At 71.5% G+C, this 23330-nt stretch carries 18 protein-coding genes and 1 tRNA gene; 5 read left to right on the top strand and 14 right to left on the bottom strand.

Annotated elements, in window-relative coordinates; all coding sequences use genetic code 11:
• A tRNA-Gln gene (locus tag JNB61_RS13975) sits at nt 1–72 on the bottom strand.
• A gap of 205 nt (nt 73–277) precedes the next feature.
• On the opposite strand from JNB61_RS13975, the gene JNB61_RS13980 reads away from it, so the two are divergent.
• Nucleotides 278–781, top strand: coding sequence for a MarR family winged helix-turn-helix transcriptional regulator (locus JNB61_RS13980; RefSeq protein WP_220289942.1), 504 nt, complete (start codon nt 278–280; stop codon nt 779–781).
• Between the two features lie 8 nt (nt 782–789).
• Here JNB61_RS13980 and JNB61_RS13985 read toward each other — a convergent pair whose 3' ends face one another.
• A complete protein-coding gene (locus JNB61_RS13985; protein ID WP_220289944.1) occupies nt 790–2601 on the bottom strand; it encodes an ABC-F family ATP-binding cassette domain-containing protein in 1812 nt (603 codons plus the stop codon).
• Nucleotides 2602–2814: 213 nt separating this feature from the next.
• On the opposite strand from JNB61_RS13985, the gene JNB61_RS13990 reads away from it, so the two are divergent.
• Nucleotides 2815–5472 (top strand): AMP-binding protein, encoded by a 2658-nt coding sequence (locus JNB61_RS13990; RefSeq protein ID WP_220340010.1) that lies wholly within the window; start codon nt 2815–2817, stop codon nt 5470–5472.
• On the opposite strand, the gene JNB61_RS13995 is transcribed toward JNB61_RS13990, so the two are convergent.
• The 6 genes from JNB61_RS13995 to JNB61_RS14020 form a co-directional block, all read right to left on the bottom strand.
• The gene (locus JNB61_RS13995) at nt 5447–6568 is read right to left on the bottom strand and encodes an ABC transporter ATP-binding protein (protein WP_220289948.1); all 1122 of its coding nucleotides are present in this window, start codon (nt 6566–6568) and stop codon (nt 5447–5449) included. The genes JNB61_RS13990 and JNB61_RS13995 overlap by 26 nt on opposite strands.
• Nucleotides 6565–8040, bottom strand: a complete 1476-nt coding sequence (locus tag JNB61_RS14000; RefSeq protein WP_308289195.1) for an ABC transporter permease — start codon at nt 8038–8040, stop codon at nt 6565–6567. Before JNB61_RS14000 ends, JNB61_RS13995 begins: the two co-directional genes overlap by 4 nt.
• Before the next feature lie 77 nt (nt 8041–8117).
• Nucleotides 8118–9167 carry an iron ABC transporter substrate-binding protein gene (locus tag JNB61_RS14005; RefSeq protein ID WP_220340011.1) on the bottom strand — a complete coding sequence of 350 codons (1050 nt, stop codon included), beginning with the start codon at nt 9165–9167 and terminating at the stop codon, nt 8118–8120.
• Between the two features lie 93 nt (nt 9168–9260).
• Nucleotides 9261–10628, bottom strand: a complete 1368-nt coding sequence (locus JNB61_RS14010; RefSeq protein WP_220340012.1) for a GNAT family N-acetyltransferase — start codon at nt 10626–10628, stop codon at nt 9261–9263.
• 59 nt (nt 10629–10687) lie between these two features.
• Nucleotides 10688–11614, bottom strand: coding sequence for a 4-(cytidine 5'-diphospho)-2-C-methyl-D-erythritol kinase (locus tag JNB61_RS14015; protein WP_220340013.1), 927 nt, complete (start codon nt 11612–11614; stop codon nt 10688–10690).
• Nucleotides 11611–12678, bottom strand: coding sequence for an aldo/keto reductase (locus JNB61_RS14020; RefSeq protein ID WP_159843158.1), 1068 nt, complete (start codon nt 12676–12678; stop codon nt 11611–11613). The genes JNB61_RS14015 and JNB61_RS14020 overlap by 4 nt, the downstream gene beginning before the upstream one ends.
• Before the next feature lie 197 nt (nt 12679–12875).
• Here JNB61_RS14020 and JNB61_RS14025 point away from each other — a divergent pair, with 197 nt between their 5' ends.
• The gene (locus tag JNB61_RS14025; protein ID WP_220340014.1) at nt 12876–14462 is read left to right on the top strand and encodes a stealth conserved region 3 domain-containing protein; all 1587 of its coding nucleotides are present in this window, start codon (nt 12876–12878) and stop codon (nt 14460–14462) included.
• Here JNB61_RS14025 and JNB61_RS14030 read toward each other — a convergent pair.
• Both JNB61_RS14030 and rsmA read right to left on the bottom strand, forming a co-directional pair.
• Entirely contained in the window at nt 14410–15330 is a 921-nt protein-coding gene (locus tag JNB61_RS14030; RefSeq protein WP_220340015.1) for a phosphodiesterase, read from the bottom strand. The genes JNB61_RS14025 and JNB61_RS14030 overlap by 53 nt on opposite strands.
• 118 nt (nt 15331–15448) lie before the next feature.
• The gene (gene rsmA, locus JNB61_RS14035) at nt 15449–16309 is read right to left on the bottom strand and encodes a 16S rRNA (adenine(1518)-N(6)/adenine(1519)-N(6))-dimethyltransferase RsmA (RefSeq protein ID WP_220340016.1); all 861 of its coding nucleotides are present in this window, start codon (nt 16307–16309) and stop codon (nt 15449–15451) included.
• A 92-nt stretch (nt 16310–16401) separates the two neighbouring features.
• Between rsmA and JNB61_RS14040 the strand changes: the two genes are divergently transcribed.
• Both JNB61_RS14040 and JNB61_RS14045 read left to right on the top strand, forming a co-directional pair.
• Nucleotides 16402–17865 (top strand): sugar porter family MFS transporter, encoded by a 1464-nt coding sequence (locus tag JNB61_RS14040; RefSeq protein WP_220340017.1) that lies wholly within the window; start codon nt 16402–16404, stop codon nt 17863–17865.
• An 83-nt stretch (nt 17866–17948) separates the two neighbouring features.
• Nucleotides 17949–19253, top strand: a complete 1305-nt coding sequence (locus JNB61_RS14045; RefSeq protein ID WP_220340018.1) for an MFS transporter — start codon at nt 17949–17951, stop codon at nt 19251–19253.
• 50 nt (nt 19254–19303) lie between these two features.
• Here the strand turns inward: JNB61_RS14045 and JNB61_RS14050 are convergent, their stop codons facing one another.
• From JNB61_RS14050 to rsmI, 4 genes are all read right to left on the bottom strand, one after another.
• A complete protein-coding gene (locus JNB61_RS14050; RefSeq protein ID WP_220340019.1) occupies nt 19304–19840 on the bottom strand; it encodes an NUDIX hydrolase in 537 nt (178 codons plus the stop codon).
• A gap of 19 nt (nt 19841–19859) precedes the next feature.
• On the bottom strand, nt 19860–20771 hold the full coding sequence (locus JNB61_RS14055) for a TatD family hydrolase (RefSeq protein WP_220340020.1): 912 nt from the start codon (nt 20769–20771) through the stop codon (nt 19860–19862).
• Nucleotides 20771–22351 (bottom strand): methionine--tRNA ligase, encoded by a 1581-nt coding sequence (gene metG / locus JNB61_RS14060; protein WP_220340021.1) that lies wholly within the window; start codon nt 22349–22351, stop codon nt 20771–20773. Before metG ends, JNB61_RS14055 begins: the two co-directional genes overlap by 1 nt.
• A 153-nt stretch (nt 22352–22504) precedes the next feature.
• Nucleotides 22505–23323, bottom strand: a complete 819-nt coding sequence (rsmI, locus tag JNB61_RS14065) for a 16S rRNA (cytidine(1402)-2'-O)-methyltransferase (protein WP_220340022.1) — start codon at nt 23321–23323, stop codon at nt 22505–22507.
• Between the last annotated feature and the right edge of the window lie 7 nt (nt 23324–23330).

A 23330-nucleotide genomic window follows, 5' to 3' on the forward strand; every position in this document is an offset into this window, starting at 1 on the left:
CTCCGCCGCCAGGACTCGAACCTAGACCTCACAGCTCCAAAGGCTGTCGTGCTGCCATTACACCACGGCGGACCACGGCGCTCCCGGGTGCCGGGCGCCGCCCGTCAAGTCTGCCAGATGCCCCGCGCGCACCCGTCCCGGAGGCCGCCTCGCGTGCCGATCGCGTGCTCTCGCCGAGGCGACACGTCATCCGCGTTCGGATCGTGTCGTCCCGGCGAGAGCACACGATGTCGGCGTGAGCGCGGGGACGCAGCATCCGTCCCGGGATAATGGGGGCATGACGGGGCAGAGCGACGAGGTGGACCGCATCGTCGAGGCATGGACCACGCAGCGCCCCGACCTGGACTTCTCGCCGCTCGGCGTGCTGTCGCGCGTCGACCGGCTGTCGCGGCACCTCGACCGGGCTCGCCGCGACGCGTTCAGGCGCAGCGAGCTCGAGCCCTGGGAGTGGGACGTGCTGTCGGCATTGCGCCGGGCGGGCGAGCCGTTCCAGCTGAGCCCGAAGCAGCTGCTGCAGCAGACCCTGGTCTCGAGCGGCACGATGACGAACCGCATCGACCGTCTCGTCGGGCGCCGGCTGGTGCGTCGCGAATCCGACCCCGACGACGGCCGCAGCATCTTGGTCACCCTGACCGATGAGGGCAGGATCCGGGTGGATGCTGCGATCACGCGTCTCGTCGACGCCGAGGCGCTCCTGCTCGAAGCGCTGTCCCGCGGCGACCGCGACAGGCTCGCCGCGCTGCTGCGCAAGCTCAGCCTCGGCTTCGACGCCGCCGACTGACCGCGGGCTCAGCCGATCTGCTCGGTGAGCTCGAACCAGCGCTCCTCGACGCCGTCGCGCTCCTTCTCGAGCTCGCCGATGCGCGCCATCTCAGCGCCGAGGCCGACGTAGTCGGACTGGTCGTGGTCGGCGAGCGCCGTGCGCGCGGCGCCGATCTGCGTCTCGAGCTTCTCGAGGCGGCGCTCCAGCGACGCGACCTCCTTCTGCGCGGCGCGCAGCTGCGGCCCTGACAGCGATGACGTGGTGGAGACGGATGCCGCGGCCGCAGCATCCGCCGCCTTCGACGTCGCGGGCCCCGCGGTCTTCTCGCGCTCGCGCAGGCGCAGGTACTCGTCGACGCCGCCGGGGAGGTGCCGGACGTGGCCGCCCAGGATCGCGTACTGCTGGTCGGTGACGCGCTCGATGAAGTACCGGTCGTGCGACACCACCAGGAGCGTGCCCGGCCACGAATCGAGGAGGTCCTCGATGGCGGCGAGCATGTCGGTGTCCAGGTCGTTCGTCGGCTCGTCGAGGATCAGCACATTGGGCTGCTCGAGGAGTATGAGCAGCAGCTGCAGACGGCGCTTCTGACCGCCCGAGAGGTCCTTGACCGGGGTGGAGAGCTGCGCGCTCTGGAAGCCCATGCTCTCGAGCAGCTGACCGGGCGTGAGCTCCTGCGCCTTCGAGCCGCTGCCGAACGTGTACGTGGTGCGCAGACGTGAGATGACGACGCGGACCGGATCGTCGAGGTGCTCCTCGAGCTCGTCGAGGCGCTGCGTGAGCGTCGCGACCTTGACGGTCTTGCCCCGCTTCACGCGGCCGGCGGTCGGCTCCACATCACCCGACACCAGCCCCAGGAGCGTGGACTTTCCGGCACCGTTGACGCCGAGGATGCCGGTGCGCTCGCCGGGCGCGATGCGCCACTCCACCGGATGCAGCACCTCGCGCCCGTCATACGAGACGGCCGCGTCGAGGAGGTCGACGACGTCCTTGCCGAGGCGCGACACAGCGAGCGAACGCAGCTCGGTGGCATTGCGGATCTCGGGTACGTCGGCGATCAGGACGTTCGCGGCGTCGATGCGGAACTTCGGCTTCGACGTGCGCGCCGGCGCGCCGCGGCGCAGCCATGCGAGCTCCTTGCGGGCGAGGTTCTGACGGCGCTGCTCGATGACCGCTGCCTGGCGATCGCGCTCGACTCGCTGCAGGATGTACGCCGCGTACCCGCCCTCGAAAGGCTCGACGATGCGGTCGTGCACCTCCCACGTCGTGTTGCACACCTCGTCGAGGAACCAGCGGTCGTGCGTCACGACCAGGAGGCCGCCCTGGTTCGCCGGCCACCGCCGCTTGACGTGCTCGGCCAGCCACGCGATCGCCTCGACGTCGAGGTGGTTGGTCGGCTCGTCGAGGAACAGCACGTCGTGGTCGCCCACCAGCAGGGCCGCGAGCGACACCCGGCGGCGCTGACCACCCGACAGCCCCGCGACGGGGCCGTCCCACGCGAGGTCGCCGAGGAGGCCCGCGATGACGTCGCGCGTGCGCGCGTCGCCGGCCCACTCGTGATCCGGGCGGTCGCCGACCACGGCCTCACGGATCGTGAGGGAGTCGTCGAGCGTGTCGGCCTGGTCGAGCACTCCCACCCGGACACCGCCGCGCACCGTGACGCGGCCGCCGTCGGGCTCCAGGCGTCCGGCGAGCATCGCCAGCAGACTCGACTTGCCGTCGCCGTTGCGGCCGACCACGCCGATCCGGTCGCCCTCGTCGATGCCCAGCGACACGCGGTCGAAGACGACCTTGGTCGGAAACTCCAGGTGCAGGGCCTCGGCCCCCAGAAGATGTGCCATGTCCCCTCAAGGCTAGGCGACGGACCGTGGCCGTGCCGCGAGCAGCCGCCGTTGCGCACAAGCGCTCTCCCCGGTGCTGTTCCGTCGCTGAACGAGGTCCGATCGCCGTCACACTTCGAGCGGGAGAAACCGGACAGGTTAGGCTAGGCATACCTAGCACCCGCGCATGCAGCTCATGCCGCATCTGCGCGCCAGGAGAAAGTCCCCGCCTTCATGACAGCGACTGCGCCCGCCCTCGGCCTGTCCCTCCTCGGAGGAGATCCCGAACACACGGCGCTGATCGCCGACGGCACGCGGATCGACTACGCGGAGCTGGGCGAGCGGGTGAGGCGGCGCAGGCGCGAGCTCGGCGACGTGCGCCGACTCGTGATGATCGCGGCGGGCAACGCCGTCGAGCCGATCGTGACCTACCTCGCCGCGCTCGAGGGCGGACACCCCGTGCTTCTGGTCTCGGGCGACGCGGACGAGGCCGCCCGCGCCCACCGCGCATCCCTGATCGCGAGGTTCGACCCCGACGTCGTCGCGTACGACGGAGCCTCGGGCTGGACGCTCGACGAGCGCCGCCCGGGAAGCCGTCACGCGTTCCACCCCGACCTCGCCGTCCTCTCGAGCACGTCGGGCTCCACCGGCTCGCCGAAGCTGGTGCGGCTTTCGGCCGAGAACGTCCGCAGCAACGCGGCGTCGATCGCCGAGTACCTGGGGCTGACCGCCGCCGACCGCGCGGCCACGACGCTTCCGCTGCAGTACTGCTACGGCCTGTCGGTGGTCAACAGCCATCTGCTGACCGGCGCGAGCCTGGTGCTCACGGAGCGCTCCGTCGCCGACGAGGAGTTCTGGGTGCGGGCACGCGCCCACGCCGTCACGTCGTTCGCCGGCGTCCCCTACACGTTCGAGCTGCTCGAGGCGCGAGGCTTCGACGGCGGCGATCTTCCGTCCCTGCGCTACCTGACGCAGGCGGGCGGGCGCATGGCTCCCGATGCCGTGCGCCGGATCGCGCATCTCGGACAGCAGCGCGGGTTCGAGCTGTTCGTGATGTACGGGCAGACCGAGGCCACCGCGCGCATGGCGTACCTCCCGCCCGATCTCGCGATGACGCACGCCGGCGCCATCGGGCGCCCTATCCCCGGCGGCGCGTTCCGCATCGACGCCGTAGACGGCGCCGAGTCCGGCGAGCTGGTGTACGAGGGCCCGAACGTCATGATGGGCTACGCCCACGGCCCCGAGGACTTCGCCCTCGGACGCACCGTGACCGAGCTGCGCACCGGAGACGTCGCGCGGCTGCGCACCGACGGGCTCTACGAGATCGTCGGCCGCATGAACCGCTTCGTGAAAGTGTTCGGTCTGCGCCTCGACCTCGACCGCGTCGAGCGCCTCCTCGCCGACGAGGGGATCGAGGTGCGCGCGGCGAGCGCCGACGAGCGGCTGCTGCTGTTCGTGACCTCCGACCGCGCGGCGGCCGGTGCGCGCGAGCGCGCGGCGGCCCTCACGGGCGTGCCGGCGCGGGTGATCGGCGCGTACGCGGTGACCGAGTTCCCCCGCACGTCCAACGGCAAGCGCGACTACGCGGCGCTGGTGCGCTTCGCCGCCGTCCACGACCGCACTGCCGCGGCGGCCACCGCGGCGCCGCCCGTACCGGCCGCGGTCACGCCCGAGACCGTACGCGATCTGTACGCCTCGCTCCTCGGCAAGCCCGACGCGGGCCTCGACGACACGTTCGCCGGGCTCGGCGGCGACTCCCTGAGCTACGTCGAGGTGTCGCTGCGCCTGGAGGACATCGTCGGCACCCTCCCCCGGGACTGGCCGACGCGCACCCCCCGCGAGCTGGCGGCCCGCGCGGCGCCCGCGCAGCCGGCTGTCGCCACAGCGGAAACGGATGCCGCGCCCGCGGGTGAGCCGGCGGCAGCGGCCGTGCGGCCGCGGCCTCGCCGGCGCGCCTGGACGCGTCTCGAGACGCCGGTCGTGCTGCGGGCGGCGGCGATCTTCCTCATCGTCGCCACCCACGCCGACCTGCTCGCACTGAAGGGCGGGGCGCACCTGCTGCTCGCCGTCGCCGGCTACAACCTGGCGCGATTCCAGCTGGCACCCGTCGAGGGCACCGCGCGCCTGCGGCGGCTGGGCTCCAGCGCCGCGCAGCTGGCGGTGCCCGCGGTGCTGTGGATCGGCGCCGTTGCCCTCATCACCGGCCAGTACGCGCCGACGACCGTCGGGCTCGTGAACAACCTCGTCCCGGGCGACGGGCGGTGGAACGAGCAGTGGCAGTTCTGGTTCCTCGAGGCGATGCTCTGGTCGTTCGCCGGCGCAGCGGCGCTCTTCGCCGTGCGCCGCATCGAGCGGCTGGAACGGCGGGCGCCGTTCGGGTTCGCCCTCGTGGCGTTCGTGGTCGCACTCGCGGCCCGCTTCGCGATCGCCGGACCCACCGCGGAGTACGTGGAGCGGTACTCGGCCCCGGTCGTCCTGTGGCTCGTCGCCCTCGGGTGGCTCGTGTCGCGCGCGGACACCGCCGCCAGGCGCATCCTCGTCTCGGTGGTCGCGGTCACGGCGACATTCGGCTTCTTCGGGGAGCCCTGGCGCGAGGCCGTCGTCGCGGGCGGGATCCTGGCGCTCGTGTGGATCCGGGCCATCCCTCTCCCCCGTTTCGCGGTGCCGCTCGTGGTCACCGTGGCGGGAGCATCCCTGTTCGTGTACCTCACGCACTGGCAGGTGTACCCGCCGTTCGAAGAGAGCGCGCCGTGGCTCGGGACGCTGCTGTCGTTCGTCGTGGGCGTGATCGCCTACCGTCTCTACTCCCAGGCGGCCGCCGGCGCGGTGGCGGGGTGGGCGCGGCTGCGCCGCGCGACGGCGCCGGTCAGCCTGCGGCTGCGCCGCGCGTGACGACACTTCCGGTCGCGGCGGTCTCGCCCGAGGCGGCGTAGAGGACGACCCCGCCATCGACGATCACGCGCACCGCCGTTCCGGGAGCGAACGCGGCCGCGCGATGCTGCGGCACCCGGTACATGAGCTCGGCCTGGAGCTCGCCGCTGCCGACGCGCAGCCGCAGGTCGGCGGTCGACCCGGCGGGGCGCACGGCGACGACCGTGCCGTTGGCCACCGGGGCAAGGCCGGCGGCCGCCCCGTGCGCCGCGGCTGCCACCCGCAACTGCGCAGGGCGCACCATCGCCCGCACGCGCGAGGCCCCGCCCGACAGGTCGTGCCGCACGTCCAGGCGGCCGAACCCGCACTCCACGCCGTCCGCGTCGGCGCGAGCGGGAACCACGAGCGCGTCGCCGAGGAACAGTGCCACGCTCGCGTCGATCGGCGCGTCGTACACCGCCATCGGGTCGCCGGACTGCACGAGACGACCGCCCACGAGGACGCCGACCTGGTGGCCGAACGACAGGGCCTCGTGCTGATCGTGGGTCACCAGCACGGCGGTGACGCCGCTCTGCTCGAGGACGTCGACGACCGCATCACGGGTGGCGGATCGCAGGCCGGTGTCGAGCGCGCTGAACGGCTCGTCGAGCAGGATCATCGCGGGATTCTGAGCGAGTGCCCGCGCGAGGGCGACCCGTTGCTGCTGGCCGCCGGACAGCTCGTGCGGCATCCGCGCGGCGAGGTCCGGATGCAGGGAGGCGAGCTCGAGGAGTTCACGCACGCGGCCGGCGCGGCCGGGTCCGCGCGGGAGACCGAACGCGATGTTGCGGGCGACCGACAGATGCGGGAACAGCGCGCCGTCCTGCGCGACGTACCCGATGCCGCGTCGGTGAGTCGGCACTGTTCGGCCGTGCCCCGACAGCTCACGGCCCCCCAGACTGATCACTCCGGCGTCGGGGTCGATGAATCCCGCGACGAGGCGCAGCAGCGTGGTCTTGCCGCTTCCCGAGGCTCCGACCAGTGCGAGGCGGGTGCCCTGGGGAACCTCGAGCGAGACGTCGCGCAGCACCTCGGTGCCGCCGTACGCCTTCGAGACGCCCTCCAGCCGAAGAGTCATCTGAGGGTCCTCCCCGTCGCGTGCGTGAACATGAGGGCAACCGCGGGCACCGACAGGAGCACCAGCAGCACCGCGTACGGTGCGGCGGTCGGGTAGTCGAGGGCGGAAGCCGACGACCAGAAGCTCGTGGCGACCGTCGAGGTGCCGGTCGGGGCGAGCAGCAGCGTCGCGGTCAGCTCGTTCGCCGCGCCGAGGGCGACCAGGGCGGCGCCGGCGCCGATCGCGGGAAGCAGCAGCGGTACCGTGACCCGCAGCCGGGCGGCGGTGGGCGGCACCGCGAGAGCGCGCGCAGCCTCCTCGAGCGATTCCGGCACCTGCGACAGTCCGGCGCGCAGCGGCACCAGGGCCCGCGGGAGGAAGATCACGACATAGGCGGCGACCACGGTGAACGCCGTCTGATAGAGCGACGGCGCGAAGGCGAGCGTGACCGCCACGAACGAGAGCGCGACGATGATCGCCGGGAGGCTGCTGGCCAGGTAGGCGGCGCCTTCGAGCAGCCGCGACAGCCGCCCCGGGTAGCGCACCGCCAGCCAGGCAAACGGCAGGGCGACGGCGATCGTGCAGAGTGCGCCCGCGACCGCGAGGCCGAGCGTCTGGAGCGCCGCGATGCCGACGTCGCCGAAAGCCGCAGCATCCGCTCTCAGAAGCCACCGGACCACGCTCGTCAGGGGAACCACGAGCGCACCCCCCAGCACCGCAGCCAGCGCCGCGAGCGCGGGCACGGTGAGCCGACCGAGTCCGAGCGTCTCCGGCGGGTGCGGGGAACCGCCGCCCACGCGCGCGTAGTGTGCGCGGCCGCGAGCGGCCGACTCGGCGCCGAGGAGGATCAGGCACAGGAGCGCGAGCACGACCCCGAGGGCCGCCGCGTTGGGACCGGCGAACATGCTCTCGTAGGCGACGACGATGGCCGTGGTGAACGTGTCGAACCGCAGGAACGCGAACGCGCCGTACTCCGCGAGCAGATGGAGGGCGACCACGAGCGCCCCGCCGAGCACCGCCACCCGCAGCTGCGGCGCGACGACCCGGAAGAACACCGCCCACGACCCCATGCCGAGCGAGCGGGCGGACTCCTCGAGCGCCGGGTCGAGACCCCTGATCGCGGCGAGGGCGGGCAGGTACACGAGCGGGAAGTACGCCAGTGTCGCGACGAGCACCGCCGCCCACAGTCCGTTCATCGACGGGATGGCGCTCGCCCATCCGTAGCTCGCGACGAACGCCGGTATCGCCAACGGGGCGGCGAGGGCGACCTTGAAGAGCCCACGGCCAGGAAGCGTCGTGCGCTCGACCAGCCATGCGCCGCCCACTCCGAGCAGCACGGTCGAAGGGACGCCGATCACCACCAGCAGCACGGTGTTGACGAGAAGCTCGGCGACCTTCGGGCGGAAGACGAGAGCCGACAGCTCCTCCCATCCCATCGCGAACGCCGCCTGCACGACATAGCCGATCGGGATCAGAGCGCCGAGTGCCAGCACCGCGACGACGACGACGAGCCCGGCGGGCGGACGCCTTTCGGCCGTGCCGCGCGCGGGTGTTCGCGTCTGGAGCTGGGTCAGAGGAGTCCGGCTTCCGTCATGAGTTCGATGACCGCCGGGCCGTTGAGGGTGGACGGATCGATCGTGGGCGCGTCGAGCTCCGCGAGCGGAGGAAGCTCGGCCTTGGCCGCGACATCGGACGCGACGGGGTACTCGAAGCTGTAGCCCTCACCGAGGATCTGCTGGCCCTGCTCCCCCGCGATGAACGCGAGGAACTGCTGCGCCTCGTCGGGGTGGGGCGCGTTCTCGAGGACCCCGCCGCCCGAGATGCTCACGAAGGCGCCGGGATCCTGGTTGCCGAAGTAGTGCAGCTTCGTGTTCGCGCTGTCTTCGGCCGCGGCGTCCTGATCGCGGAACCAGTAGTAGTGGTAGATGATGCCCACGGGCACTTCGCCCGCGTTGACCGCCTTCATGGTCACGATGTTGTTGCGGTACTCGACCGCGTTCTCGGCCATGCCCGCCAGCCATTCGCGCGCGCCGTCCTCGCCCTGGGTCGCGAGCACGGCCGACACGATCGCCTGGAAGTCGGCCTTCGCGGGCGCGGCGCCCCACTTGCCCTTCCACTCGGGGTCGGCGAGGTCGAGGAGGGATGCCGGCAGCTCGCTCTCCGAGATCAGCTCCGGGTTGTAGACCAGCACGGTGGAGCGGGCGGCGATGCCCGTCCACAGCCCCGAGGCCGGACGGAACTGCTCCGGCACCAGCGCCAGCGTCGATTCGTCCACGGGAGCGAACAGGCCGGCCTCTTCGACGAGCGACATCGCCGGCGAGTTCTCGGTGAGGAACACGTCGGCCTGGGACGCCGTGCCCTCCTGGACGAGCTGGTTGGCGAGCTCGCTGTCGTCGCCGTTGCGGAGCACGACCTCGATGCCCGTCTCTTTCGTGAAGGCGTCCGCCCACTCCTCGGTGAGCTGCTCGTGCTGGGCGTTGTACACGACGAGCGCGTCCGGGTTCGCGGCGTCGTCGCCGGCCGTACCGCCGGCGCAGCCGGCGAGGGCGAGTCCGGCGAGCACGACAGGCACGACGAGGATGTGACGCAGGCGCGCCGAAGACGGAAGGCGTGAAGGCATGGGGGACCCCTCAGGAACAGGCAGGTAAGGCTAGCCTAAAGCACCGGCTCCTGGTGTTTCGTCCGGATCTCGTCGCCGTGCGCGACGGACCGGTCAGTACCAGATGCTTAGGCGCGGCGCCGTGTGCCAGCCGAGCACGCGCGTCGCGATCGTCAGCGGATCGGATGCCCCGTCCCCGGCGCCTGCGACCGTCACGCGCCCCGCGGCGGCCAGGGTCGCGAGCGACACGCCGCCCAGGTAGGTCGCCGACAGCTCCGCCACGCCGAGCATCACCGTCACGCCCTCGGCCACCTCGCCGCCGAGCGCTCGCACACGGCCGGCACCGGACTCGTCGACCTCCAGGAGATAGCGCCCGGCGGCGATGCCCAGCGGATCGGACACATCGAGCACGAGCGCACCGGGGCCTCCGTAGCGGCGGGTCTCGAGAGCGGCGACGACGTCGAGGATCCGCACGTACTGGTGGTCGCGCACGCTGACCTTCGCGGCGCGCTGGTCGGCGATCATCCACAGCAGCGGCTCGTCGACCGACAGCTCGCCGGCGTGCACCTCGGCGACGAGATCGAGCTCGAGGAGGAACCGCCACAGTGCCGCGTAGGCGTCGTCCGTCTCTGCCAGCAGGTAGTGGACCGAGACGGTCGCCTTCGTGAAGTCGTCGTGGTTCTCGCGAACCGCGTATACGGCGGCGCCGCGCACATCGCCGTCGGCGTCGGTGTACTGCACCGCCCGCTTCTCGGCGGTCTTCTCCGCCGCCGGGTTCGTCCCGGCGAATCCGTCCCAGTGGCTGTGGGGCACGTCGATCTCACCGGCCCGGCGGTGCCGCACCCGCTCGTGGAGGGCGGGCATCAGCTCGCGCACGCGCTCGCGGCTGATGAAGTCGATCCGCCCAGCCGGCTGAGGCCCGATCCATCCCGCACGCTTCGTCTCGATCCGCCAGGACGCGCCGGCGGCGGCCGGTGCGAATCCGTAGCGCCCGTAGAGCGGCGACTCGCTCACCGTGAGCATGGCCATCGGGACGCCGGCCGCGTGGGCGGCCCGCAGCTCGCCCTCGAGCATCGCCCGTGCGACGCCCTTACGCCGATGCGTCGGCGCGACGGTGACCGCCGAGATCGCGCAGGACGGGATCATCGCCTCGCCGGGAACCGTGAGCTCGCCCAGCCACGACGCGATGGTCGCCACGGGTGCGTCCATCGGCGATTCCGGGTCGAAGACCCCGGTGAGCCGCCGGTAGCCGCTGCGCTCGCGCGACGCCGCGATCTGCTCGGCGGTGCGTTCTCCGTCCTGGAAGCCCCGCGCGACGGACTGCAGCCAGCCGACGTACTCGTCGCTGTCGACGGCCAGGCGCCGGTAGTCCAGTCCGTTCGCGGCCAGGCGCTCGGCGGACTCGCCGTCGACGGGTCCGGCACGGAAGGCGGCGCGCTCGGTCTCGCCGACACGGCCGTAGGTCGTTTCGCGCATGCTCATGGATCTCCTCTCCACGCCCGTGAGGGCACAGCTTGATGTGCGGCCGACGCTGAGCCGCTTCAGGTGACCACTCGCGCGCCGGCGACGGGGCCGTGCACGTGGAGCGCCTCGTAGCCCGCCGCCGACAGCGTGATCTGCAGTTCCAGCGCCGACTCCGGGTCGACGGTGAGGAACGCCAGCGTAGGCCCCGACCCCGACACCATCCCCGCCAGGGCACCGGACTCCTCGCCGAGCTCGAGCACCTCGCGCAGCTCCGGGCGCAGCGAGAGCGCCGCCACCTGCAGATCGTTGCGCGTGTGCTCGGCGAGCGCGATGGGGTCCGCCGCCCGCAGCGCCTGCAGAACGCCGGGCGCGACGGCGGGCGCGTGCGCGCCAGAGACGATGTCGGGCCGCGCGCGCAGCTCGTCGAGGTGCCTGTAGACCTCCGGCGTCGACAGGCCCGCGTTCGACGGCACCACGACCCAGTCGAAACGGCCCTTCGCGAGCGCCGGGCTCAGCTGGTCGCCGCGCCCGGTGCCGATCGCCGTTCCGCCCATCAGAGCGAACGGCACGTCGGCGCCGAGCCGGGCCGCGAGCTTGTGCAGCTCGGCGGTGCCGAGCTCTGCCCCCCACAGCGCATCGCACGCGACGAGGGCGGCCGCAGCATCCGCCGACCCGCCGCCCATGCCGCCCGCGACCGGCACGTGCTTCACGATGTCGAGGTGCACGCCGCCGGCGTGCCCGATCCGCTGAGCCACGAGCCGTGCCGCGCGCACCGCGAGGTTGCGGTCGTCGGCGGGGACCCCCGACACGTCGACGGTTCCCGAGATCGACACCGTGAACTCGTCGGAGGGCGACGCCCACATGTCCTCGTACAGCGACACCGCCTGGTACGCCGACGCGACGTCGTGGTACCCGTCCTCGTGCACGCCGCCGACCTCGAAGAAGAGGTTGAGCTTGCCGGGCGCCCGGACCCGGACACCGGAGGCTTCGAGAGCCTGACTCACCGGTTCGCCGATTCCGCCCAGAGGTCCACGTCGATCCCGTCCGACAGGGCGTCGATCCGCTCCTCCTCCTCGACGGTGAAGGCCGGACCCTCGAGCGCCTTGAGGTTCTCATCGAGCTGCTCCGCGCGCGAGGCGCCGATCAGCGCCGACGCGACCACCGGGTTGCGCAGCACCCACTGGATCGACATCTGGGCGAGGGTCTGCCCGCGCTCCTTCGCGATGACGTCGAGCGATCGCAGGGTCGACAGCCCCTTCTCGCTGAGCGAGCCGTTCGGAAGCGACCTGCGCTGCTGCGCACGCTCGGCCGAGCCGTCGCCCAGGTACTTGCCGGTGAGCAGCCCCTGCGCCAGCGGCGTGAACGCGATCGCGCCCATGCCCTCCTGCTTCAGCACTCCCGTGAGGCCGTCCTCGACCCAGCGGTTCAGGATCGAGTACGCCGGCTGGTGGATCACGAGCGGGGTTCCCAGCGAACGGGCGACGGATGCTGCCACCGCCGTGCGCTCCGCGCTGTAGGACGAGATGCCGACGTAGAGCGCCTTGCCCTGCCGCACCAGCGTGTCGAGCGCGCCGACGGTCTCTTCGATCGGCACGTCGGGGTCGACGCGGTGCGAGTAGAAGATGTCGACGTAGTCGACGCTCATGCGCTTCAGCGACTGCTCGGCGCTCGAGATGAGGTACTTGCGCGAGCCGCCGTTGCCGTAGGGACCGTGCCACATGTCGTAGCCGGCCTTGGACGAGATGATGAGCTCGTCGCGGTACGGCGCGAAGTCCTCGCGCATCATGCGCCCGAAGTTCGTCTCCGCGGTGCCGTAGGGAGGGCCGTAGTTGTTCGCCAGGTCGAAGTGGGTGATGCCGCGGTCGAACGCGTGACGCAGCAGCGCCCGCTGGTTGTCGAACGGGATGTTGTCGCCGAAGTTCCACCAGAGGCCGAGCGACACGGGCGGCAGCGTGAGCCCGGAAGCGCCGACCCGGCGGTAGCCCGCGCCGTTGTAGCGGTCGGCCGCGGCGGTGTAGGGGCGGTGGAGGTCTCCTCCATGGGACAGGTAGCGCGCGTCTTCGGTCACCGGTCCAGGCTAGCGAGGTCGGCCCCGGCGCGCAGGAGGAGTGGCGCGGCACATCGGAGTGCCCCGTGTCAAGGGTCTACGCACGAAACGTCGTCGTAACGGACGCTCCCTATCGTGGCGTCACCGCGACACCGCGCAAGAGCCCACGACACCACGCGGCCCGAGCGCACCGCCCATCGAGCGAGAAGGAGGACGGCATGACCCTGCTGTCTGCACTGCCCCCGGCCACCGACCCGTGGAGCGTGCTCGCCGCGCGCGCCGACGTGGTGGTCGATCGTGGCATCCTCCATGTCGTCCACGACGACGTCTCGCCTCACGACGCCCGCGAGCGCGACCTGCTCCTCGTCGCCGACGCGCTCGCCGACGCCGGCGTCGAGGTCCTCCTCATCCGGCACGATCGCACTGTTCCGGCGCTGGTCGTGGACGTCCGCCATCGTGAGGCGGTGCACGCGGCGCTGGCCGCGGTCTGCACGCGCGAGCCGCTGTACGTCAAAGCCAAGGGGCGCGCCCCGCAGCTCGCCTGCGACGCCGCGGACGTGCCGGACTCGCCCACGGCGCTGCGCGTCTACCGTCCGCGCCTCAGCCGCTCTGGGTCGCTCCGCTACGGCCCCTCGCTGGCAGTGCATCTGGAGTTCTGGCGCTTCGGCGACGACGTGATCGAAGCGCCCCGCGACAACGCGCTGCTGCGCCGTCGCACCGCGGCCGAGGACATCGCGTACGAGACGGTCGAACGCCACGGCCGCACCTGGCGGACGATCTCCGGCATGTTCGATCCGCAGCCGCTGGAGGTCACCGAGGATGTCGACCTCGTCTTCTCCTGGGTCGACGGGTCGTCGAGCGAGTTCCGCCGCCAGCGCGCTGCCCAGCTCTCCGAGTACGTCGTGGGCGAGGGCGACGACGGCCCGGCGCGGTACCGCCACGTCGACGAGCTGCGCTATGCGCTGCGAAGCGTGCACATGTACGCGCCGTGGATCCGGCGCATCTTCATCGCCACCGACTCGCCGGCACCGTCGTGGCTGCTCGACCACCCGAAGGTGACGATCGTGCGCAGCGAGGAGTTCTTCGCCGACCCGTCGGTGCTGCCCACGCACAACTCGCACGCGGTCGAGGCGCAGCTTCACAGGATCCCCGGCCTTGCGGAGCACTTCCTCTACTCGAACGACGACATGTTCTTCGGGCGTGCCGTCGAGCCCGAGCTGTTCTTCACCCCCGCCGGGGTCACCAAATTCGTCGAGTGCGGGGTGCGCATCGGCGCCGGCGAGCCCGCCCTCCACCGCAGCGGCCACGACAACGGCCTTCGGGTCAACCGCGCGCTGTTGAAGGAGCGGTTCGGCCGCACGATCGTGCGCGACCTGGAGCATTGCGCGGCGCCGTTGCGTCGAAGCGTCATGGCCGAGCTCGAAGCGACTTTCCCCGACGATTTCGCGCGGACCGCGGCATCCCGTTTCCGCTCGGCGACCGACGTGTCGGTGACCAACAGCCTGTACCACTACTACGCCCTGCTCACCGGGCGGGCGATCGCCACGCGGGCGCCGCGGGTCCGCTATGCGCAGACCACGATCGCCGCCGGGCTTCGCCGCATGGAGCGGCTCGCCGAGCGCTGCGACGTCGACATGTTCTGCCTCAACGACGGCGGGGAGGTCGAGGTGCCCGAAGACGTGCGGGTACGGGCCATCCGCGGCGCTCTGGAGCGCATGTTCCCGGTGCGGGCTCCCTGGGAGCGGGACGAGCTCAGTGCATCACGGGAATCGGCGCGGTCGGCGCATCCTTCCGCGCGGCGATGAACGGCGCGACACCGGCCAGGCCGAGCCGGCGCTGCGCCTCCTCGGCATCGATGTGCTCGAGCGCACGGGGAGCGTCGACCGGAACCACCGAGTGCACGACGGTGTCGTCGTACACGTGCACGATGTTGAACGCCTGCGCGCCGTCCTGAGGACGCGTGCCCCCGGTGGGAACCGTGAGGTCCTGGGCGTAGCAGGTCGACGACGCCACCGACACCGGGATGCCGGCGAACGTCGCGAACGTCGAATAGTGGAGGTGGCCGGCGATGATGGCCCGCACGTCGGTGCCCCGCAGCACCGCCGCGAGCCGCCGCTGGTCGTGCAGCTCGACGCTCGCCGCGAGCGGCAGCACGCTCGGCACCGGCGGGTGGTGCATCGCGAGGATCGTGCCCAGGGGTGCGGGCGTCGCCAGCACGCCGGCGAGCCACATGAGCTGATCGTCGCTCACCTCGCCGTGGTGGTGGCCGGGCACGCTGGTGTCGAGCGTGATCACGCGGAGGCCGTCGAGCTCGTCGACCCGGTCGACGGGTCGATCGTCGGACGCCTCGTCGTACAGGCCCGCGCGGAAAGCCCCTCGCTCGTCGTGGTTGCCCATCACCCACAGCACGCGCGCGCCGATTCGCTCCGCGAGCGGCTCGACGAGCCCGCGCAGCGCGGCGTACGCGCCCGGTTCGCCGAGGTCGGCGAGGTCGCCGGTGACGATGATCGCGTCAGGGCGGATGCCGCTCGCCTCGATCACGCCGACGGTGTCGGCGAGCCGGTTCGCGCCGTCGACGACGTCGAAGAGGCGCGGGGTCGATGGCGCGCGCAGGTGGGTGTCGCTGAGGTGCAGCAGGATGCGTTCGGGAGCCGGGTATTCGGCGGTGCGCATGTCGGGTCACTCCGGTCCGCCGGAAGGCGAGGTGCCTGTGGATCCGGACGACGGACCCTGGAATGTTACCGGCTTGTTTCGCACGAAGCCCGACGGCGCGGTGAAGATCCGCTGAATTTCAGCTGACCGTCGCGCCCTCCGCGGCCTGCGCGATGCGCACGTAGTCGTCGATCGAGAGGTCCTCGCCGCGCGCGGTCGGCGCGACGGCGGCGGCTTCCAGGATCATGGATGCCGCGGCCGCCGACCCGCCGAGCACGCCGGCCGTCGCCTGCCGGAGCATCTTGCGCCGCTGCTGGAACGCGGCATCCACGATCGCGAACGTCCGCCTGCGCAGCTCCTCGTCGCCGCGCGGCTCGGCGGCGCGGTGGAACCCGACGAGCACGCTGTCGACGTTCGGGACCGGCCAGAAGACCTGTCGGGAGACCGTCCCCGCGAGGCGCCACGGGCCGTACCACGCGGCCTTGACGCTGGGCGCCCCGTACACCTTCGATCCGGGAGGGGCGGCGAGCCGCTCCCCCACCTCGGCCTGCACCATCACGACGCCGCGGTCGAGCGCGGCGAAGTTCTCGAGGAAGTGCAGGAGCACCGGCACGCTCACGTTGTACGGCAGGTTCGCGACCAGCACGGTCGGATCGCCCGGCAGCTCGGTGACGCGCAGCGCGTCGGCGTCGACCACCGTGAGCGCGCCGTCGGCGACGCCATGGGCGGCTGCGGTGACGGGCAGCCGCTCGGCCAGGCGGTGGTCGATCTCGACGGCGGTGACGGATGCCCCGGCCTCCAGGATCGCGAGGGTCAGCGACCCCAGTCCCGGCCCCACCTCGACGACACGGTCGCCCGGCTCGACCTCGGCGACGTGCACGATCTTGCGAACGGTATTGGCGTCGACGACGAAGTTCTGCCCGAGCTTCTTGGTCGGCGTCACGTCGAGTTCGGCGGCGAGCGCGCGGATCTCGGCCGCACCGAGGAGTGTCACGGGCATGCGCCCCACTGTACCGAGCGCCGCCCGGCGGCATCGGCGACGAGCCGCGGATGCCCTCGCCCTCGCAAGTGCCGGACGCTAGCGTGACCAGCATGAACTCGACCGGATCGATCCCCGCAGATGCGTTCACCCTCCGCAGTCCCTACGGGCGGCGGGCGATCGGTCTCTCGGTCGCGGCGGCGGTCGGCGGCTTCCTCTTCGGCTTCGATTCGTCGGTGATCAACGGCGCGGTCGACTCGATCTCGAAGGACTTCGCGCTCAACGATGTCATCACGGGGTTCGTCGTCGCGATCGCCCTGCTCGGCTGCGCAGTAGGTGCGATCATCGCGGGCAACCTGTCGGACCGGTGGGGGCGCCTGCGGGTGATGTTCCTCGGCGCCATCATGTTCTTCGTCAGCTCGATCGGCGCCGGCCTCGCCTTCTCGGCGTGGGACCTCGCCCTGTGGCGCGTCGTCGGCGGCCTCGGCATCGGCATCGCGTCGGTGGTGGCCCCGGCCTACATCGCCGAGATCGCGCCGCGCCAGATCCGCGGCGGACTCGCGTCGCTGCAGCAGCTCGCGATCACGATCGGCATCTTCGCGGCGCTCCTCTCGGACGCGCTGCTGGCGAACGCCGCGGGCGGAGCCGACAGCGTGCTGTGGTTCGGGCTCGAGGCGTGGCGGTGGATGTTCCTCGTGGGAGTGATCCCGTCGGCGGTGTACGGCATCCTGTCGTTCACCGTGCCCGAGTCGCCGCGCTACCTCCTGTCGAAGGGCCGCGTCGACGAGGCCCGCGCGATCTTCGCGCGCCTCATGCCGCCCGCCGACCTCGACCAGACGATCCGCGAGCTGCAGAACGCGATCGAGACCGACCGCAAGAACGCCGGCGTCTCGATCCGTGGACCGGTGCTCGGGCTCCAGCGCATCGTGTGGGTCGGCATCATCCTGTCGGTGTTCCAGCAGTTCGTCGGCATCAACGTGATCTTCTACTACTCGACGAGTCTCTGGCAGTCGGTCGGGTTCGACGAGAGCGACTCGTTCACGATCAGCGTCGTGACCTCGATCACGAACGTGCTCGTCACCCTGATCGCGATCTTCCTGGTGGACCGCGTCGGCCGCAAGCCCATCCTGCTCACCGGCTCCGTCCTGATGACGCTGTCGCTCGGGCTCATGGCCATCTCGTTCCTGTTCTCCACGACGGACGCGCAGGGCGCGGTCGTGCTACCCGCACCGTGGGGGCCCATCGCACTCATCGCAGCGAATGTCTTCGTGGTCGGGTTCGGCGCGTCGTGGGGTCCGCTCGTGTGGGTGCTCCTCGGCGAGATCTTCCCGAGCCGCATCCGCGGCAAGGCGCTCGGCGTCGCCGCCGGCGCCCAATGGATCGCGAACTTCCTCATCACCATCTCGTTCCCGGCGATGTCCTCGTGGTCGCTCCCGCTCACGTACGGCATGTACGCCGTGTTCGCTGCCCTGTCGTTCATCTACGTGGCGTGGCGCGTGCCCGAGACCAAGGGCATGGACATCGAGCAGACCGAGACGCTGTTCGTCCACCCGAAGGACGTGCCTTCCGCGCGCTGACACGACCGCGCACGCACGCGACCGCGGGTGAGCCCGGTTCTCATCCCCCGTGTCGCCGGACCGTGGCGTTCTAGGATGGCGGGATGCCTTCGCTCGGGGAACTGATCGCACCGCGGCGCCTCGGAACGGACTTCCGGTGGCTGCTCGCCTCGTCGTGGACGAGCAATCTCGGCGACGGCATCGCACTCGCCGCCGCGCCGCTGCTGATCGCCTCGCTCACCTCGTCGCCGGTGCTCGTCGCTGCCGGCGCCATGATGCAGTTCCTGCCGTGGCTCCTGTTCGGCCTCCTCGCCGGCGCCGTCGCCGACCACCACGACAGGCGGCGCCTGGTGATGCTCGCCAACGGCCTGCGGGCGGTGATCGTCGCCGTGCTCGTGGCGTTCCTCGTCACCGGGCAGGCGACCGTGTGGCTCGTGCTGGCCGTGGCGTTCCTCTACGGCACGGCCGAGGTGTTCGCGGATTCGGCCGGCAGCACGCTGCTGCCGATGCTGGCGAAGCCCGCAGACCTCGGTATCGGCAACGCGCGCATGCAGGCCGGTTACCTCGTCGCCAACCAGCTCGCCGGGCCGCCGCTGGGCGCCTTCCTCTTCGCGGTGGGCTCGTTCTGGCCGTTCGTGCTGCAGGTGCTGTGCGTGGCGCTGGCCGTGCTGCTCGTCTCCCGGATCGCGCGTACGCCGGTAGCAGGGCACTCCGATTCGGGCCGCGGCACCAAGGCGCACGCCATCCGCGAGGGACTGCAGTGGCTGCGCCACAACGCGCCGGTGCGCACGCTGGTCATCATCATCCTGGTCTTCAACGTCACGTGGGCAGCCCCCTGGGGCGTGCTCGTGCTCTACGCCACGGAGCACCTGGGCATGGGTCCCGTCGGCTACGGCGCCCTCACGACCGCCGCAGCGGTCGGCGGCATCATCGCGGTCTTCAGTTTCGGCTGGCTCGAGAAGCACGTGTCGTTCTCGACGCTCATGCGGGTGTGCCTGTCGCTCGAAGTGCTCATGCACCTCTCCTTCGCCCTCACCACGTCGCCCGCGGTGGCCTTCGTGATCATGTTCGGCTTCGGCCTGTACGCCTTCGTCTGGGGCACCATCTCGACCACCGTCCGCCAGCGCCTCGTGCCCATGGAACTGCAGGGCCGCATCGCCTCCGTGAACATGGTCGGCGTCTTCGGCGGCCTCGTGATCGGGCAGTTCATCGGCGGGATCCTCGCGCAGGTGTGGGGCCTCACCGCTCCGTGGTGGTTCGCATTCGGCGGCTCGCTCATCACGCTGCTGCTGGTGTGGCGCTCGATCTCGCACATCGCGGCCGCGAAGCCCGCTCTCGACGCGGAGGAAGCGGAGCAGGTCGCCGATGAGGACGAGCCGGGCGCGGGCGGCCTTCCGCTGATCGACTGACGCCGTCGTCGCCTCGCCGAGCCACGGGATTCCCGCTGAGACGGGGGACGTCACCGTCGGTTTCGGCGCGAATCCCCTGCTTCGACGAGGACCGCGAGCCTCTCGCCCAGCTGCTCCAGGCGCGGGGTCCACGGACCCGCCATCTCGCCGGCCGCGCCGCGACGCATCGCCTCGGCGAACGGCACCCACGCGCTGTCGCACACCTCCTCCGGGTCGAGCGCGAGCACCGGGTCGCCGGCCACGTGCGTCACATAGACATCGAAAAGCGCGGTCCGCTCGGTGAGGCGGCCGACGAGGCGCAGGTCCGATGTGCTGACCCGCACGCCGGTCTCCTCCTGCAGCTCGCGCACCGCCGCCTGCTCGCTCGACTCACCCGTCAGTGCGCTTCCCGCTGGAAACTCCCAGGTGAGCCCCCAGTCCTTGCCCGCCGCCCGCCGCGTGAGCAGCACGAGCCCGTCGCCGCGCACGACGCACACCGACGCCACGACGTGGAACAGCCCGGCGGGGAAGCGGGGGTCGCCGCGGCGGTGGGTCCGGCCGACGGGGGCGCCGGCAGCATCGATCAGGTCCCACAGCTCGTCGTCCATCGAGGTCCCCCCGCGCCGGTCAATCCTCGAACGCGCCGTACACCTCGAGCGTGTTCGCCGCGATCTGCGCGCACAGCTCATCGACGCCGACGCCGAGCTCGGCGGCCATGTACCGGACCGTCACCGGGATGAGGTAGGGCGCGTTCGGGCGGCCCCGGTGCGGGGTCGGCGTGAGGAAGGGGGCATCCGTCTCGACCAGGATCCGCTCGCGCGGGATCACCGCGAGCGCGTCGCGCAGGTTCTGCGCGTTGTTGAACGTCACGTTGCCCGCGAACGACAGCCAGTAGCCCCGCTCGCCCGCGATGCGCGCCATGTCGGCGTCGCCCGAGAAGCAGTGGAAGACGGTGCGCTCCGGCGCGCCGACCCGCTCGAGCGTCTCGAGCACGGCGTCGTGGGCGTCGCGATCATGGATCTGCATCGCGATGCCGTGCTTCTTCGCAAGCGCGATGTGCGCCTCGAAGCTCTCGAACTGTGCGGGCCGGCCGTCCTCGTCGGTGCGGAAGAAGTCCAGGCCCGTCTCGCCGATCGCTCGCACGCGCGGCTGCGCGGCCAGCTCATCGATGACCGCGATCGCCTCCTCGAGCCGCCCGGCCGCGTGATACGCGGGTGCCTCGTTCGGGTGGATCGCGACCGCCGCGAGCACGCGGGGATGGGATGCCGCCGCCCACGCCGACCAGCGGCTCGAGTCGATGTCGCCACCGGCCTGCACGACGCCGACCACGCCGACCTCGCCGGCACGCTCGAGCTGCTCGTCGAGCGACAGGCCGACGCCGTCCTCGATCTCGAGGTGGGCGTGATTGTCGTACACGGGCACCGTGAGCGGTTCGGGCGCCGCCGGGTACGTGACGTCGCGCGAGCCCTTCTCGCGGGTGCGGACGTACTGCGACGGGTCGGAGCCCGCCGCAGGGTACGGCACCGGAGGTGTCGCCATCAGACCGACTGCTCGACGCGCGGGAACAGCGGCGCGAGGCCGTTGACGCTGGTGCCGGGCTTCAGCACGCCCCAGGCGCCCGCGTCGCGGATCGGCTGGTCCTGCAGGCGTCCGAGCGACTCTGCCGCGCCCAGCGCGACCCAGAGCTTCTCGGTCGACTCGGGCATCACCGGCGAGAGCAGCACCGCGAGGGCGCGCAGGCCCTCGGCGGCGGTGTAGAGCACCGTGCTCAGGCGCTCGCGCTGCGCATCGTCCTTGGCGAGAGCCCACGGCTCGTTCTCGGTGATGTAGAGGTTCAGGGCGTCGACGATCATCCAGATCCCGTGGATCGCCTCGTCGATGCGGAACCGCTCGATCGCGGCGTCGGCGTGGGCGGCAGCATCCGCCACCGTCTTCTGGATGTGCAGGTCGGCGTCGGTGTAGGTCCCGGCCGGAGGCACGATCCCCTCGAAGTACCGCTCGATCATCGCGGTCGTGCGCGAGGCGAGGTTGCCGAAGCCGTTGGCGAGCTCCGCCTGGTAGCGGGCGGAGAGGTCCTCCCACGAGAACGAGCCGTCCTGGCCGAACGCGATCGCCGACAGGAAGTAGAAGCGGTAGGCGTCCGAGCCGAACACGTCGGTGATCTCGGTGGGCGCGATGCCGGTGAGCTTCGACTTCGACATCTTCTCGCCGCCGACGAGCAGCCAGCCGTGCGCGAAGACGCCGCGCGGCACCTCGAGCCCCGCCGCCATGAGCATCGCCGGCCAGATGACGGCGTGGAAGCGGAGGATGTCTTTTCCGACGATGTGGTAGGCCGGCCAGCGGCGGGCGAACTCGGCGGGGTCCTCCCCGTAGCCGATCGCCGTGGCGTAGTTGAGGAGGGCGTCCACCCACACGTAGATGACGTGCGACGGGTCCCACGGGAGCGGGATGCCCCAGTCGAACGCCGAGCGCGAGATCGAGAGGTCCTTGAGGCCGTTCTTGACGAACGACACGACCTCGTTGCGCGCCGACTCGGGTCGCACGAAGTCCGGCACCGTCGAGTACAGCTCGAGGAGCTTGTCCTGGAACTCGCTGAGCTTGAAGAAGTAGTTCTTCTCCTGCAGCAGCTCGAGCGGCTTCGAGTGGATCGCGCAGACCTTGAGGCCCTCGAAGGCGCCCGTGCCGTCGACGATCTCGGACTCGGGCTTGAACTCCTCGCAGCCCACGCAGTACAGCGCCTCGTACTCGCCGGCGTAGATGTATCCGCGGTCGTAGATCGCCTGCACGAACTGCTGCACGCGCTGCTCGTGGCGCTCCTGGGTCGTGCGGATGAAGTCGTCGTTGGCGACGTCGAGCGTCTCGAGCAGCGGGAACCACGCCTCGGTGACCAGCTTGTCGACCCACTCCTGGGGCGTGACGCCGTTCGCCGACGCCGCGCGCATCATCTTCTGGCCGTGCTCGTCGGTGCCCGTGAGCATCCAGGTGTCGTCGCCCGCCTGGCGGTGCCAGCGCGCCAGGGTGTCGACCGCCACGGTCGTGTAGCCGTGGCCGATGTGGGGCACGTCGCTCGGATAGTAGATCGGCGTCGTGATGTAGAAGGACGAGGGGCCGGAAGTCACCCGACGAGTCTAGCCAGCGCGGATGCCCCACCCGCCGCTGTGACCGGACGCCGCCGTCCGGACTCGCTCAGGCGCCCGAACGTAACAGGCGGGCTCTGTGTTTCACGAGCCGCCGCTTCTGCTCGCCGCACAAGGGACGGCGACCTGCCGGCGCTACCCGCGGACAGCGAGCGCGGCCTGATAGAGCTCGCGGCTGGAGTGTCCGGTGAGGCCGGACACTTCGGCTGCTGCCTCCTTCAGGCGCGTCCCGCCTCGCACCAGCTCGAGCACCTGGCTCACCGCGTCGGGGAAGGCGACGCCGCGCGCGGGGGCCCCTTCGACGACGATCACGAGCTCACCGCGGACGCCGGACTCGGCCCACGCGGCGAGGTCGGCAAGCGTGCCCCGCGCCACCTCCTCGTGGAGCTTCGTCAGCTCGCGGCACACCGCAGCGCGACGGTCGGCGCCGAACGCGGCCGCCATGTCGGCGAGCGTCGCGGCGACGCGCGACGGCGCCTCGAAGAAGACCATGGTGCGCGGCTCCGTGCTCAACCCGCGGAAGGCCGAGGCCCGCTCCCCCGCCTTGCGCGGCACGAAACCCTCGAAGGTGAAGCGGTCGGTCGGCAGGCCCGACACCGCGAGCGCCGTCACGACCGCGCTCGGACCGGGGATCGCCGTCACGTCGATTCCGGCCGCGGCCGCCGCCGCGACAAGGCCGTAGCCGGGGTCGCTCACGGTCGGCATGCCGGCATCGCTCAAGACGAGCACGTCCCGCTCGCGCGCGAGCTCCACGAGCTCGGGCGCGCGCTCCTTCTCATTGTGGTCGTGCAGCGCAATCAGACGCGGCCGGTTCGCGATGCCGAGAGCGGCCAGGAGACGCTGGGTCGTGCGGGTGTCTTCGGCGGCGACGATCGTCGCCTCCTCGAGGGCCTCGACGAGACGCTTCGAGGCATCTCCCAGGTTGCCGATCGGGGTCGCCGCGAGGATGATCACGGCCTCA

The organism is Microbacterium ureisolvens (genome assembly GCF_019511645.1).
GTDB lineage: Bacteria > Actinomycetota > Actinomycetes > Actinomycetales > Microbacteriaceae > Microbacterium > Microbacterium ureisolvens_A.